The sequence below is a fragment of the Pseudomonas sp. HMSC067G02 genome, from assembly GCF_001813485.1.
GTDB classification, from domain to species: Bacteria; Pseudomonadota; Gammaproteobacteria; order Pseudomonadales; family Pseudomonadaceae; genus Pseudomonas; species Pseudomonas aeruginosa.
Genome location: NZ_KV812664.1, coordinates 77,361 through 91,541, shown reverse-complemented (window position 1 = coordinate 91,541; position 14,181 = coordinate 77,361). Strand labels below are relative to the sequence as shown.

The window sequence follows — 14,181 nt, the reverse complement described above, 5'->3', positions numbered from 1 at the left end:
GCTATCCGCCGTTTCTGCGGAGCATGGCCCGGCGAATAACCGCGAGGCGGTTATTCGCCCTACCGAGGCGTGCCCTTCGCCTGCGTCACCCGGTCCACCAGGTAGACCACCCCGCGGTAGTCGATCCCGCCGTGCTCGCTGAGGCCGATCTCGCAGGTACGGCTGGTGGACACGCCTTCCTCGCAGAACTGCACGGCATCCTTCAGGCTGCGCAGGGAGTGAGCGTTCAGTTCCGGCGTGGTGAAGCCCTTGTCGCCGGCGAAGCCGCAGCAGTGGATGCCTTCCGGGATCACCACCTCGCGGGTGCAGCGGCCGACCAGGTCGATCAGCGCCTGGCTCTCGCCGAGGTGCTGGGTGCTGCAGGTGACGTGCACCGCTACCGGTTTGTCCTGCGGGATGAACTCCAGGCGATCGAGCAGGTGACTGCGGATGAACTTCACCGGGTCGTGGATCTGCAGCCGCGGATCGTCCAGACCCTGGACCAGGCGCAGGGTGCAGGGGCTGGTGTCGCAGTAGATCGGGTCGAGGCCGCCGCGGCTGGCCTGGAGCAGGGCGGCGAGCAGTTCGTCGCGCTTGTCGTCGGCCTGCTTCGCATACCCCTTGGACGCGAACGGCTGGCCGCAGCAGAGGTTGTCCAGGTTATCCGGGAATACCACCTGGTAGCCGGCCTTTTCCAGTAGACGGCGGGTCTTGTCCAGCAGCGGCTCGCGCTCTTCGTCGCCGAAGGCCGGGCCCATGGCGCGCGAGACGCAGGCGGCGAGATAGACCACCCGTGGCCGCTCGTCGTCGAGCGGGGCGGGCGGCGGCGCCAGGCGTACCGGCAGCGGCAGCGCCGGCGTCCATTGCGGCACGCGGCCGCCGCTGGCCTGGCTGAGGCTGTGGCTGGCCCTGGCCAGCAGGGGCGCGCCAAGCAGGCGCCGGGCGCCGTCGGCAGCGAGCAGGGCGAAGCGCGCAGCGCGCATGGCGCCGGCAAAGTTGCGCGCCAGCCAGGTGGCGCCTTCGGCGTGGCGGGCGTCGGCGCCGCGCAGCTTGCGGATCAGCTCGCCGGTGTTGATGTTCACAGGACAGCGCTGGGCGCATAGGCCGGTGGCGGCGCAGGTGTCGATGCCCTGGTAGCGGTAGTCGCGCTCCAGCGCCGTGGTGTCGACGCCGGCGCGCTTCTTCGCCTGGATGTCGCGCCACAGGACGATGCGCTGGCGTGGCGTGAGGGTCAGTCCGCGCGACGGGCAGACCGGTTCGCAGAAACCGCACTCGATGCACTTGTCGACGATCTCGTCGGCAGCCGGCAGCGGCTTGAGGTTCTTCAGGTGGCTCTGCGGGTCGTCGCTGAGGACCACACCCGGGTTGAGGATGCCGCGCGGGTCGAGCAGGCGCTTGAGCTGCCACATCAAGCGATAGGCGTCCTCGCCCCACTCCAGTTCGACGAACGGCGCCATGTTGCGCCCGGTGCCATGCTCGGCTTTCAGCGAGCCGCCGTACTCCACCGCCACCAGGTGCGCCACGTCGTCCATGAACGCCGAGTAGCGGGCGATCTGCTCGGGCGAGTCGAAGCCCTGGGTGAAGACGAAGTGCAGGTTGCCCTCCAGCGCGTGGCCGAAGAGGATCGCCTCATCGTAGCGGTGCTTGTCGAACAGCTCGATCAGGCGGTTGACTCCCTCGGCCAGTCGTTCGACGGGGAAGGTGACGTCCTCGATGATCACCGTGGTGCCGGTCTCGCGCACCGCGCCGACAGCCGGGAAGGTGTCCTTGCGGATGCGCCAGAGCTGGTTGTAGACCGCCGGGTCTTCGCTGAAGTCGACCTGCTTCTCCAGCGGATATTCGGCGATGGAGGCCATGATCCGCCCGAGCTGTTCGTGCAGCAGCGTGCGGCTCGCCGCGCGGGACTCGATGAGCAGGGCGCAGGCACCGGCGGAAAGGCTCTTCACCCATTCCGGCATGCCCTGCATGTTCTCCACTGAGCGCAGGCTGCGCCGATCGAGCAGTTCCACCGCCGAGACCGGCTGGCGCTTGAGCACCGCGACCGCCGTGCAGCAGGTTTCCACCGTGGGGAAAACCAGCAGCGCCGAGGCCTTGTGCGGGTGTTCCGGGACGGTGTCGTAGGTCACCGCGCTGATGAAGCCGAGGGTGCCCTCGGAGCCGACCATCAGGTGGGTGAGGATGTCCAGCGGCTCGTCGTAGTCGACCAGCGCGTTCAGCGACAGGCCGGTGGTGTTCTTCAGCCGGTACTTGTGGCGGATCTTCGCGGCCAGTTCGGCGTTGGCGCGGGTCTCGCGGCCGAGTTCGGCGAGCCGTTCCAGCAGCTCGCCGTGGCTGGCGCGGAAGGCCGCGACGCTGGCCGGGTCCTCGCTGTCCAGGCGGGTGCCGTCGGCCAGCAGCAGGCGCAGGCCGGCAAGGGTGTGGTAGCTGTTCTGCGCGGTGCCGCAGCACATGCCGCTGGCGTTGTTGGCGACGATGCCGCCGATCTTGCAGGCGTTGATCGAGGCCGGGTCGGGACCGATCTTGCGACCGAACGGCGCCAGCCAGGCGTTCGCCTGGGCGCCGATGACACCCGGCTGCAGGCGGATCTGCGCGCCGTCGGCGCGGATTTCCCGGCCGTTCCAGTTGTCGCCGAGGACGAGCAGCACCGAGTCGCTGATGGCCTGGCCGGAGAGGCTGGTGCCGGCGGCGCGGAAGGTCACCGGGACCTGCTCGCGGTAGGCGGCGGATAGGATCGCGGCGACCTCGTCCTCGCTTTCGACGCGCAGCACCAGCTTGGGAATCAACCGGTAGAAACTGGCGTCGGTGCCGAAGGCCAGGGTCGACAGCGGGTCGTCGAAGCGGCGTTCGCGCGGTATCAGCCGCTCGACGGTCTCGAGAAAGGGAATCGGCAGGCTCATCGGCTTTCCTCGGCCCTGGGACGACGGTCACGCCCCGGGCGTTTTCAGGCTTTTCTGGCGGGCGTCTCAGGCGCCCAGTTCGCGGACCAGCGAGTCGGCGCTGATCTCGCCGATCGACTTGGCCCCGGTGAGGACCATGGCCACGCGCATTTCCTTTTCGATCAGTTCGAGCAGGTTGCGCACCCCGGCCTCGCCGGCGGCGGCCAGGGCGTAGACGAAGGCGCGGCCGAGCAGCACGCTGTCGGCGCCGAGGGCGATCATCCGCACCACGTCGAGACCGGTGCGGATGCCGGAGTCGGCAAGGATCGCCAGTTCGCCCTTCACCGCGTCGGCGATCGCCGGCAGCGCGCGGGCGCTGGACAGCACGCCATCGAGCTGGCGGCCTCCGTGGTTGGAGACGACGATGCCGTCGGCGCCGAACTTCACCGCATCCCTGGCATCCTCGGGGTCGAGGATGCCCTTGATCACCATCGGGCCGTCCCAGAACTCGCGGATCCACTCCAGGTCCTTCCAGGAAATCGACGGGTCGAAGTTGGCGCCCAGCCAGCCGATGTAGTCCTCCAGTCCGGTCGGGTTGCCGCGGTAGGCGGAGATGTTGCCGAGGTCGTGGGGCTTGCCCAGCAGGCCGACGTCCCAGGCCCAGGCCGGGTGGGTCATGGCTTGCAGGATGCGGCGCGGCGCGGCGTAGGGGCCGCTCATGCCGGAATGGGCGTCGCGGTAGCGGGCGCCGGGGACCGGCATGTCGACGGTGAACACCAGGGTGGTGACGCCGGCGGCCTTGGCCCGCTCCAGGGCGTTGCGCATGAAGCCGCGGTCCTTCAGCACGTAGAGCTGGAACCACATCGGCCGGTCGATGGCCGGGGCGACTTCCTCGATCGGGCACACCGATACCGTCGACAGGGTGAAGGGCACGCCCTTCGCCGCCGCCGCGCGTGCCGCCTGGACTTCACCGCGGCGGGCGTACATGCCGGTGAGACCGACCGGGGCGAGCGCCACCGGCATCGCCAGGGTCTCGTTGAACAGGCGGGTTTCCAGGCTCAGCTCGGACATGTTCTTCAGCACCCGCTGACGCAGGGCGATGGCCGACAGGTCTTCGACGTTGCGACGCAAGGTGTATTCGGCGTAGGCGCCGCCGTCGATGTAGTGGAAGAGGAACGGCGGCAGCTTGCGTTGGGCGGCGGCGCGGTAGTCGGTGGAAGCGGAAATGATCATTGGGCTCTTCCGTTGTGTCGAAAGGTTTTGCATCGAGCGCAGTGGAGCGGGACACGGCGGAAATGGCCAAGGGAGCCGGGCCTACGATCGTAGGCGAGTCTCCCCCGGGCCATTTCCTGCGCAGTATCGCCGACGCGCGGCCGATCAGGGCGCGGTCAGTGCACCAGCATGCCGGTGAATAGGTATGCCTGGGCCAGGGTGATCAGTCCGACCAGCGCGGCGAAGATCAGGCTGTGCTTCAGGGTGAAGCGGAACAGGTCGGATTCCTTGCCGACCATCCCGGTCGCGGCACAGGCCACGGCGATGGATTGCGGGGAGATCATCTTGCCGGTCACGCCGCCGCTGGTATTGGCGGCCACCAGCAGGGTGTCGCTGACTCCGATCTGGTGCGCGGTGGTCGACTGCAGGGAGCTGAACAGGGCGTTGGAGGACGTATCCGAACCGGTCAGGAATACCCCCAGCCAGCCGAGGAACGGCGAGAAGAACGGGAACGCCGCGCCGGTACCGGCCAGGACCAGGGCCAGGGTGGTGGACATGCCCGAGTAGTTGGTGACGAAGGCGAAGGCCAGGACCATGCCGATGGACAGGATCGGCCACTTCAGCTCCACCAGGACTTCCTTGAAAGTGGTAATACCAATTTTCGCTCCGATGCGCAGGATGAACATCGATACCAGCGCCGAGAGGAAGATCGCCGTGCCGGTGGCGGAGATCGGGTCGAACTTGAATACCGCGGCGATCGGCGTGGCGCTGGTGGCGATCGGCGCGCCCTTGACCACCAGTTGGTCGAGGTGCGGGATGGCGAAGTTGAACACCAGCCAGTAGAGCTCGCCGCCCGGGGCGAACAGGGCCTTGAAAGGTTTCAGGGTCCAGATGGTCACCAGTACGGTGAGCACCAGGAACGGCGACCAGGCCTTGAGGATCTCGCCGAAGCTGTAGGCGGACGGTTCGACGCTGCGTTGCCCGCCGAAGCCGCCACCGGCCACGGCCGCGCCGCCGCTTGCGGCGAGCGCTTCGCTGGCGCCCTGCGGTTGCCAGACCTTGAGGAACAGGGTCAGGGAGACCAGGCTGACCAGCGCCGAGGTGATGTCCGGCAACTCCGGGCCGATGAAGTTGGACGTCAGGTACTGAGTGATGGCGAAGCTGCCGCCGGCGACGATGGCGGCCGGCCAGGTTTCGCGGATGCCGCGCCAGCCGTCCATCATGAACACCAGCCAGAACGGTACCAGGATCGACAGGAACGGCAGTTGGCGGCCGGTCATGGCGCCGATCTTGAAGGCGTCGATGCCGGTCACCTGGCCGGCGACGATGATCGGGATGCCCAGTGCGCCGAAGGCCACCGGCGCAGTGTTGGCGATCAGGCACAGGCCGGCGGCGTAGAGCGGATTGAAGCCGAGGCCGACGAGCAGGGCGGCGGTGATCGCCACCGGCGCGCCGAAACCGGCGGCGCCTTCGAGGAAGGCCCCGAAGGAGAAGCCGATCAGCAGTACCTGCAGGCGCTGGTCGCCGGTAATCGACAGCACTGAGCTGCGGATCACCTCGAACTGGCCGCTCTTCACCGTCAGTTTGTAGAGGAAGACCGCCGCGACGATGATCCAGGCGATCGGCCAGAGACCGTAGAGGAAGCCGTAGCCGGCGGCGGCGAAGGCCATGTCGGCGGGCATGTGGAAGGCGAAGATGGCCACCGCGATGGCCAGCGCCAGGGTGATGCTGCCGGCGATGTGGCCCTTGAGGCGGAATACCGCCAGGGCGAGGAAGAAGAACACGATCGGGATGACGGCCGCGGCGGCCGACAGGCCGAGACTGCCCAGGGGGGTATAGAGTTGTTGCCAGGCTTGCATGGGGTTGGCTCCCTAATTGTTGTTGGGTTTGCCTGTGACCAGATCGGACACGCGCCAAGACCTGTGTGTGCAGGGGCGCTGGGCAGCCGAACCTGGCAAAGCTCGCATAATTGGTAAGACCAATTTACAAAAGCGAGCGCTCAGGTTAAGAGTCGAGCGTTCGGCGTGTCAATTTGCCCGTCTACGACTTTTGTCTAAGGATGCTCGTGCGGGGCTCGTGGCGGCTCGCTTGTGGTGCGGGGAGCGGCTCGGTACGCTTCCTCTCTTTTTCGCGCTGGGCGCATGGCAGAGGCTTTGCGACGAAACTTCGGGTAAGGGTGTCGGGATATGGAATTTGGTCAGGTCAGGCAGCGCCGTCTGTCGGATGACATCGTTGCGCAACTGGAGGCGATGATCCTGGAGGGCACGCTGAAGTCCGGCGAGCGGCTGCCCGCCGAGCGCGTGCTTGCCGAGCAGTTCGGGGTTTCCCGGCCGTCGCTGCGCGAGGCGATCCAGAAACTGGTGGCGAAGGGGCTGCTGGTCAGCCGCCAGGGTGGCGGCAACTATGTGACCGAATCGCTGGGCGCGACTTTCAGCGATCCGCTGCTGCACCTGCTGGAGGGTAACCCGGAGGCCCAGCGCGACCTGCTGGAGTTTCGCCACACGCTGGAAGGGTCCTGTGCCTACTACGCGGCGCTGCGTGCGACCTCCCTCGATCACCAGCGCCTGACCGAGGCCTTCGAGGCGCTCCAGGCCTGCTATGCGCGCAACGACCAGGTCAGCGCGGAAGAGGGCGCCGCCGACGCGCGCTTCCACCTGGCGATCGCCGAGGCCAGCCACAACACCGTGCTGCTGCACACCATCAAGGGCCTGTTCGACTTGTTGCGGCGCAACGTGGTGACCAATATCGGCGGGATGTACGCGCAGCGCACGGAAACCCGCGCGCAACTGATGGAGCAGCACCAGCGCCTATACGACGCGATCATCAGCGGTCAGGCGGAGCTGGCCCGGGAGGTGTCCAACCAGCACATCCACTATGTGCAGGAGGTCCTGGCGGAGGTCCAGGAAGAGGCGCGCAGGATGAAGCGCTCGCAGCGCCGGCGCAGCGTGCAGGAGGACTAGCGAGGCGCGGGCAGGGAGGCGCTCAGTCGTCCTTGCCGTGGCGCATGGCGCGCTGGATCTCCCGATCGGAGTCGCGCTCCTTCTCGGTGTGGCGCTTGTCGAAGTCCTTCTTGCCCTTGGCCAGGGCGATCTCGCACTTGACCAGGTGCTTCTTCCAGTACATCGACAGGGCGACGCAGGCGTAGCCCTTCTGTTGCACGGCGCCGAACAGCTTGCCCAGTTCGCGCTTGTGCAGCAGCAGCTTGCGCGTGCGCACCGGGTCGGCGATCACGTGCGTGCTGGCGGTGGTCAGGGGCGTGATGTGGCTGCCGAGCAGCCAGGCCTCGCCATCCTTGAGCAGCACGTAGCTGTCGACCAGTTGGGCCTTGCCGGCGCGCAGGCTTTTCACTTCCCAGCCCGCCAGGGCGACGCCCGCCTCGAAGCGTTGTTCGATGAAATAGTCGTGCAGAGCCTTCTTGTTCTGCGCGATGGTCCCCGAAGGGTGTTTCTTCTGCTTAGCCATAGGCGGCGCATTATAGGGAGTCGCCGGCTTCACCGCTATGGGGCGGCGTCGCGCTTGAGGGATAGAGGTGAATTTCGGACAATGCCCACTCTTTTCCTGGCCGCTGGCCAAGGTTTTGTAAGAAAAGTCTTCAAGTGGCGTCAGGCTGTGCTGAGCGTTTTTCTGCCGAACCCTGGCCCCGGTCGGCGGGCGCAGCGCGCCGCCGTGGCGGATGCCGCCGTCCCGCCGGCTATGCTTGGGGAGTCGCCCGCTCGACAGCAGAAGTGAGAGTTCTATGAGCACCCATATCCAGCGTTCGGCGCTGTTGCCTTATCCCGCCCGTGCGCTGTTCGATCTGGTGAACGACGTGAAGCGCTATCCGGAGTTCCTGCCCTGGTGTTCGGCCAGCCAGGTCCTGGAGGAGAGCGAAAGCCTGATGCGCGCCGAGCTGACCGTGGCCAAGGGTAGCCTCAGCCAGCGCTTCACCACCCGCAACGTGCTGGTGCCGGGAGCTTCCATCGAGATGAACCTGGAAAACGGACCGTTCACCGAACTGCATGGCGTCTGGCAGTTCAAGGCGCTGGGCGAGAAGGCTTGCAAGATCACTCTCGACCTGACCTTCGATTACGCCGGGCCGCTGGTCAAGGCGACCCTCGGGCCGCTGTTCACCCAGGCCGCCAACACCATGGTCGACGCGTTCTGCCAGCGCGCCAAGCAACTCTATGGCTGAGATCGCCGTCGAGGTGGTCTACGCGCTGCCGGAGCGACAGGCGTTACTGCGCCTGAGCGTGCCGGCAGGTACCAGCGCACGCGAGGCCGTGCTGCTCTCCGGCATCGCCGAGGCGTTTCCAGGGCTGGATGTGCAAGGTTGTCCGCTGGGTATCTTCGGCAAGCTCCTGGCTCGCCCGGAGGAGCGGGTGCTGGAGGCCGGCGAACGGGTGGAGATCTACCGCCCGTTGATCGCCGATCCCAAGGAGGTGCGCAAGCAGCGTGCCGCACGGGCCCGGAGCGAGCGCGAAGGCGGTTAGCCGTGAGGTTTCCTGCGGAAATGAAAAAGCCCGGCGAATGCCGGGCTTTTTCGTGGAACGCCAGCCGTCATTGCGGGCTGGGGTCCAAAGGTTCGGGGGTCGGAACCGGTACCGGCTGGGCTTCGTCCACTTCGCGCTGGAGCTGTTCCAAGGTGGAGCCCGGTTTCGGCGGCTCTTCCTTCTGCTCTTCCGGTTTCTGCTGGTCGGCCGGCTGGGTGACGGTGGTGCTGCCTTCCTTGCCGAGGATCGCTTCGTCGCGGCTGACGCCGGGCATGAAGTCGCCGTTCAGGCCGGCCAGTTGGTCGCTGTCGTTGAAGAACAGGCTGACGCGTTCCTGCTGGCGACGACCGCCGCCCGGCTGGATGCTGTAGAGGTAGTCCCAACGATTGGCGTGGAAGGTATCGACGATCAGTGGGTTGCCCATGATAAACCGCACTTGGCGTCGGGTCATTCCGGGACGCAACTGGTCTATCATGTCCTGCGTTACGACGTTGCCTTGCTGGATGTCGATTTTATAGACGCCAGGAAACGAGCAACCGGCGAGTGCGGCAAGCCCCGCGAAAGCGAGACAGGTCAGCATGAGCTTGGCGTTTTGCATCGGTGAGCGACTTCCACTATCTTGGCTGGGCAAATAAAAGCCCGATCATACCCGTATTCCGGGATACTGCGAAACATCCCGCGCTGAGAAAGCAGACATGGTTGAAAATAGCGAACTTCGAAAAGCCGGCCTTAAAGTGACCCTGCCGCGGGTCAAGATCCTGCAGATGCTCGACTCGGCCGAGCAACGCCACATGAGCGCCGAAGACGTGTACAAGGCGCTGATGGAAGCAGGCGAGGACGTGGGCCTGGCAACCGTCTATCGGGTGCTGACCCAGTTCGAGGCCGCCGGCCTGGTGGTGCGTCACAACTTCGATGGCGGCCATGCCGTGTTCGAGCTCGCCGATAGCGGCCACCACGACCACATGGTCTGCGTCGATACCGGCGAGGTGATCGAGTTCATGGATGCGGAAATCGAGAAGCGCCAGAAGGAAATCGTCCGCGAGCGCGGCTTCGAGCTGGTCGATCACAATCTGGTGCTCTACGTGCGCAAGAAGAAGTAGTCGCGCAACGGTTCCATGCGAAAACGGCGACCCTGGGGTCGCCGTTTTCATTTTCCATTGAAGGAACGTTCAGTTCTGGGCGGCCAGGTTGACCAGTTTCTTCGCGTGGGCCAGGGATTCCTTGGTCAGGTCGACGCCGCCGAGCATGCGGGCGATCTCCTCGATCCGCTGGGCCTTGTTCAGGGTGGCGACCGCCGTGCGGGTTTCGCTGCTGCCGCGTTCCTTGTGCACGAACAGGTGCTGGTGGCCCTGGGCGGCGACCTGCGGCAAGTGGGTCACGGTGAGGACCTGGCCGCGTTCGCCGAGGCGACGCAGCAACTGTCCGACCACTTCGGCGGTGGGGCCTCCGATGCCGACGTCGACTTCGTCGAAGACCAGGGTGGGGATGCGCGAGGTCTGTGCCGTGATCACCTGGATCGCCAGGCTGATCCGCGACAGTTCGCCGCCCGAGGCGACCTTGGCCAGCCCTTTCAACGGCTGCCCGGGGTTGGCGCTGACCAGGAACTCCACGCTTTCCAGTCCGTTGGCCTGCGGCTCGGCGCTGTCGCCGGGATGCAGGACGATGGCGAAGCGCCCTCCGGGCATGCCCAGGCGCTGCATCTCCTGTTCCACGCTGGCGGCAAGAGGTGCGGCCGCGGCCTGGCGCAGGCGGCTCAGTTCGTCGGCTTTTTCCTGGTAATGCCGGGCGTAGGCGGCCAGCTCGTCGCCCAGGCGTCCGACCGCTTCGTCGTCGGCGTTCAGCGCCTCCAGTTCGTCGAACAGGCGCTGCTGCAGGTCGGCCAGTTCGGCGGGCTGGACCCGGTGCTTGCGCGCCAGGGAATAAATGACGTCCAGGCGCTCCTCGACCTGCTGCTGGCGATTGGGATCGGCATCGAAGTGGTCGACGAAGCGGTTCAGTTCGCCGATCGCCTCCTCGACCTGGATCTGCGCGCTGGACAACAGGTTGACCGCTTCGCCGAGGGCGGCGGGCTGGCCGCTGAACGAGGTCAGGCGGCTGAGGCTGGCATTGAGCGCGGAAAGGACGTTGCCGGCATCGCTCTCGCTGCACATTTCCACGACTTGGCGGCAGGCGGCGAGCAGGCTTTCGGCGTTGCTCAGGGTCTTCTGCTCCTGCTCCAGGCTTTCCAGTTCGTTTTCGCCGAGGGACAGGTTTTCCAGTTCTTCCAGCTGGTAACTGAGCAACTGGTGGCGGGCGCGCTGTTCGTCGCCGCTACGCGACAGGCGTTCGAGTTCCTGGCTGGTCTGCTTCCAGCGTTGCGCGGCGAGCTGCACCTGGCGCGCCAGCTCCTGGCAGCCGGCGTACTCGTCGAGCAGGCGCCGGTGGGTCTCGCTCTTCAGCAGCGACTGGTGCTCGTGCTGGCTATGGATGTCGATCAGCAGTTCGCCCAGGCTCTTCAGGTCGCCCAGAGGGCAGGGCGTGCCGTTGATGTAGGCACGCGAGCGACCTTCGGCAGTGATCACCCGGCGCAGGATGCACGGACCGTCCTGTTCCAGGTCGCGCTCGGCGAGCCAGTCGCGGGCCTCGGCGATGGCGCTGACGTCGAAGCTGGCGAGAATGTCGGCCTTGTCCGCTCCGGGACGTACCGCGCCGCTGTCGGCGCGGTCGCCGAGGGTAAGGCCGAGGGCGTCGAGCATGATCGACTTGCCTGCGCCGGTTTCGCCGGTGATCACGCTCATGCCGGTAGCGAGTTCGAGATCCAGGTGCTCGACGATGGCGTAGTTGTGAACGGACAGGTGAACCAGCATGGCGGGTGGCTCCGTGGGTTTTGTCTGGTTATTTATACAGTATTTTTTCCGGCTGGCAATTGCCGCTCGCCCCTTGAACCGTGGAAAGCCGTCCCCATATAGCCGGCAACGTTGCGAACTTATGCGTTCGCCTTGTATTTGCCAGCTTATTTTTGAAGGAGAGTGGCATGGCTGACGAACAGCAGACCCTGGATCAACAGACCCCCGAGCAGCCCACCGGCGCCGCCGAGGACCTGACCGCCCGCGTGCAGGAACTGGAGGAGCAGCTGGCTGCCGCCCAGGACCAGGCGCTGCGCATGGTCGCGGATCTGCAGAACGTACGCCGGCGTGCGGAGCAGGATGTCGAGAAGGCGCACAAGTTCGCGCTGGAGAAATTCGCCGGCGACCTGCTGGCGGTGGTCGACACCCTCGAGCGCGGCCTGGAGATGTCCGATCCCAACGACGAGGCGATCAAGCCGATGCGCGAAGGGATGGAACTGACCCTGAAGATGTTCGACGACACCCTGCGCCGCTACCAGGTGGAGGCGCTGAACCCGGAAGGCGAGCCTTTCAACCCCGAGCAGCACCAGGCGATGGCCATGCAGGAAAGCGCTTCGGCCGAGCCGGGCAGTGTCCTCAAGGTGTTCCAGAAAGGCTACCTGCTCAACGGCCGCCTGCTGCGTCCGGCGATGGTGGTGGTCAGCAAGGCGCCGGCGGAAACCCCGCCTTCCATCGACGAGCAGGCTTGAAATTCGACGCGACGACCCCATCTGGGTAGTCAACCGAGCACGAGACCCACGGGCGGGTCGCACGGAATCAAAGTTTCTGGAGAGTGAATATGGGCAAAATCATTGGCATCGACCTGGGTACCACCAACTCCTGCGTGGCTATCCTGGAGAACGGTAACGTCAAGGTCATCGAGAACGCCGAGGGCGCGCGTACCACCCCCTCGATCATCGCCTACACCAACGATGGCGAAACCCTGGTGGGCCAGCCGGCCAAGCGCCAGGCGGTCACCAACCCGCAGAACACCCTGTATGCGGTGAAGCGCCTGATCGGCCGTCGCTTCGAAGAGAACGTGGTACAGAAAGACATCCAGATGGTGCCGTACAGCATCGTCAAGGCCGACAACGGCGACGCCTGGGTGGAAGTGAAGGGCCAGAAGATGGCACCTCCGCAGATTTCCGCCGAAGTGCTGAAGAAAATGAAGAAGACCGCCGAAGACTACCTCGGCGAGCCGGTCACCGAAGCGGTGATCACCGTTCCGGCCTACTTCAACGACAGCCAGCGCCAGGCCACCAAGGACGCCGGCCGCATCGCCGGCCTCGACGTCAAGCGGATCATCAACGAGCCGACCGCGGCGGCGCTGGCCTACGGCCTGGACAAGGCCAAGGGCGACCACACCGTGATCGTCTATGACCTGGGCGGCGGTACCTTCGACGTGTCGGTGATCGAGATCGCCGAAGTCGACGGCGAGCATCAGTTCGAAGTGCTGGCCACCAACGGCGACACCTTCCTCGGCGGCGAAGACTTCGACATCCGCCTGATCGACTACCTCGTCGACGAGTTCAAGAAGGAAAGCGGCATCAACCTGAAGGGCGACCCGCTGGCCATGCAGCGTCTGAAGGAAGCGGCCGAGAAAGCCAAGATCGAGCTGTCCTCGACCCAGCAGACCGACGTCAACCTGCCGTACGTGACTGCCGACGCGAGCGGTCCGAAGCACCTGAACGTCAAGGTTTCCCGCGCCAAGCTGGAGTCCCTGGTCGAAGACCTGGTGCAGCGCACCATCGAGCCGTGCCGCACCGCGCTGAAGGATGCCGGCCTGGATGTTTCCGATATCCATGAAGTGATCCTGGTCGGCGGCCAGACCCGCATGCCGCTGGTACAGAAGACCGTTGCCGAGTTCTTCGGCAAGGAAGCGCGCAAGGACGTCAACCCGGACGAAGCCGTGGCTGTCGGTGCCGCCATCCAGGGTGCGGTCCTGGCCGGCGACGTGAAGGACGTGCTGCTGCTCGACGTGACTCCGCTGACCCTCGGCATCGAGACCCTGGGCGGCGTGATGACCGGTCTGATCGAGAAGAACACCACCATCCCGACCAAGAAGTCGCAGGTGTTCTCCACCGCCGACGACAACCAGGGCGCGGTGACCATCCACGTGCTGCAGGGCGAGCGCAAGCAGGCCGCGCAGAACAAGTCGCTGGGCAAGTTCGACCTGGCCGACATTCCGCCGGCTCCGCGCGGCGTGCCGCAGATCGAGGTGACCTTCGATATCGATGCCAACGGCATCCTGCACGTCTCGGCGAAGGACAAGGCCACCGGCAAGCAGCAGTCCATCGTGATCAAGGCATCCTCCGGCCTGTCCGAGGATGAGATCCAGCAGATGGTCCGCGATGCCGAGGCGAACGCCGAGGAGGACCGCAAGTTCGAGGAACTGGCTGCCGCTCGCAACCAGGGCGACGCGCTGGTCCACGCGACCCGCAAGATGATCACCGAGGCGGGCGACAAGGCCACCGCCGAGGACAAGGCGACCATCGAGAAGGCGCTGGGCGAGCTGGAAGCGGCGGTGAAGGGCGACGACAAGGCCGAGATCGAGGCCAAGATGAATGCTCTGTCCCAGGCTTCCACCCCGCTGGCGCAGAAGATGTACGCCGAACAGGCCCAGCAGGGCGAAGACGCTCCCCAGGGCGAGCAGGCGAAAGCCGCTGACGACGTGGTGGACGCCGAGTTCGAAGAGGTCAAGGACAACAAGTAAGCCCCGGCTTGCTTCTGCCCCGCGTGCCGGCCAGGCCGGTACGCATGATCCGCCACGCGGGAGCCTGC

Annotated in this window: 12 protein-coding genes; 6 read left to right on the top strand and 6 right to left on the bottom strand. The window is 65.8% G+C overall.

Going from position 1 to position 14,181, the window contains the following annotated elements:
- Positions 1-59: 59 nt before the first annotated feature.
- The 3 genes from HMPREF2914_RS12170 to HMPREF2914_RS12160 all read right to left on the bottom strand — a co-directional run bounded on the left by HMPREF2914_RS12170 (position 60) and on the right by HMPREF2914_RS12160 (position 5,926).
- The gene (locus HMPREF2914_RS12170) at positions 60-2,876 is read right to left on the bottom strand and encodes an FAD-binding and (Fe-S)-binding domain-containing protein (protein WP_023092639.1); all 2,817 of its coding nucleotides are present in this window, start codon (positions 2,874-2,876) and stop codon (positions 60-62) included.
- Positions 2,877-2,942: 66 nt separating this feature from the next.
- Entirely contained in the window at positions 2,943-4,088 is a 1,146-nt protein-coding gene (gene lldD, locus HMPREF2914_RS12165; protein WP_003095228.1) for an FMN-dependent L-lactate dehydrogenase LldD, read from the bottom strand.
- 155 nt (positions 4,089-4,243) lie between these two features.
- The gene (locus HMPREF2914_RS12160; protein WP_021264055.1) at positions 4,244-5,926 is read right to left on the bottom strand and encodes a lactate permease LctP family transporter; all 1,683 of its coding nucleotides are present in this window, start codon (positions 5,924-5,926) and stop codon (positions 4,244-4,246) included.
- 327 nt (positions 5,927-6,253) lie between these two features.
- Between HMPREF2914_RS12160 and HMPREF2914_RS12155 the strand changes: the two genes are divergently transcribed.
- On the top strand, positions 6,254-7,027 hold the full coding sequence (locus HMPREF2914_RS12155) for an FCD domain-containing protein (protein WP_003095221.1): 774 nt from the start codon (positions 6,254-6,256) through the stop codon (positions 7,025-7,027).
- Between the two features lie 22 nt (positions 7,028-7,049).
- On the opposite strand, the gene smpB is transcribed toward HMPREF2914_RS12155, so the two are convergent.
- A complete protein-coding gene (gene smpB / locus HMPREF2914_RS12150) occupies positions 7,050-7,529 on the bottom strand; it encodes an SsrA-binding protein SmpB (RefSeq protein WP_003100496.1) in 480 nt (159 codons plus the stop codon).
- Between the two features lie 274 nt (positions 7,530-7,803).
- Between smpB and HMPREF2914_RS12145 the strand changes: the two genes are divergently transcribed.
- Positions 7,804-8,238: a type II toxin-antitoxin system RatA family toxin gene (locus HMPREF2914_RS12145; protein ID WP_003100497.1), complete on the top strand. Its 435-nt coding sequence runs from the start codon at positions 7,804-7,806 to the stop codon at positions 8,236-8,238.
- Entirely contained in the window at positions 8,231-8,536 is a 306-nt protein-coding gene (locus HMPREF2914_RS12140; RefSeq protein WP_003095218.1) for an RnfH family protein, read from the top strand. Before HMPREF2914_RS12145 ends, HMPREF2914_RS12140 begins: the two co-directional genes overlap by 8 nt.
- A 67-nt stretch (positions 8,537-8,603) precedes the next feature.
- Here HMPREF2914_RS12140 and HMPREF2914_RS12135 read toward each other — a convergent pair whose 3' ends face one another.
- The gene (locus HMPREF2914_RS12135) at positions 8,604-9,134 is read right to left on the bottom strand and encodes an outer membrane protein assembly factor BamE (RefSeq protein WP_003109323.1); all 531 of its coding nucleotides are present in this window, start codon (positions 9,132-9,134) and stop codon (positions 8,604-8,606) included.
- Positions 9,135-9,231: 97 nt separating this feature from the next.
- On the opposite strand from HMPREF2914_RS12135, the gene fur reads away from it, so the two are divergent.
- Entirely contained in the window at positions 9,232-9,636 is a 405-nt protein-coding gene (fur, locus tag HMPREF2914_RS12130) for a ferric iron uptake transcriptional regulator (RefSeq protein WP_003095216.1), read from the top strand.
- A 69-nt stretch (positions 9,637-9,705) separates the two neighbouring features.
- Here the strand turns inward: fur and recN are convergent, their stop codons facing one another.
- Positions 9,706-11,382: a DNA repair protein RecN gene (recN, locus tag HMPREF2914_RS12125; RefSeq protein ID WP_003135243.1), complete on the bottom strand. Its 1,677-nt coding sequence runs from the start codon at positions 11,380-11,382 to the stop codon at positions 9,706-9,708.
- 167 nt (positions 11,383-11,549) lie between these two features.
- On the opposite strand from recN, the gene grpE reads away from it, so the two are divergent.
- Both grpE and dnaK read left to right on the top strand, forming a co-directional pair.
- Positions 11,550-12,110, top strand: coding sequence for a nucleotide exchange factor GrpE (grpE, locus tag HMPREF2914_RS12120; RefSeq protein ID WP_003095213.1), 561 nt, complete (start codon positions 11,550-11,552; stop codon positions 12,108-12,110).
- Between the two features lie 89 nt (positions 12,111-12,199).
- Positions 12,200-14,113 carry a molecular chaperone DnaK gene (gene dnaK / locus HMPREF2914_RS12115; protein ID WP_003095212.1) on the top strand — a complete coding sequence of 638 codons (1,914 nt, stop codon included), beginning with the start codon at positions 12,200-12,202 and terminating at the stop codon, positions 14,111-14,113.
- Positions 14,114-14,181: the final 68 nt, after the last annotated feature.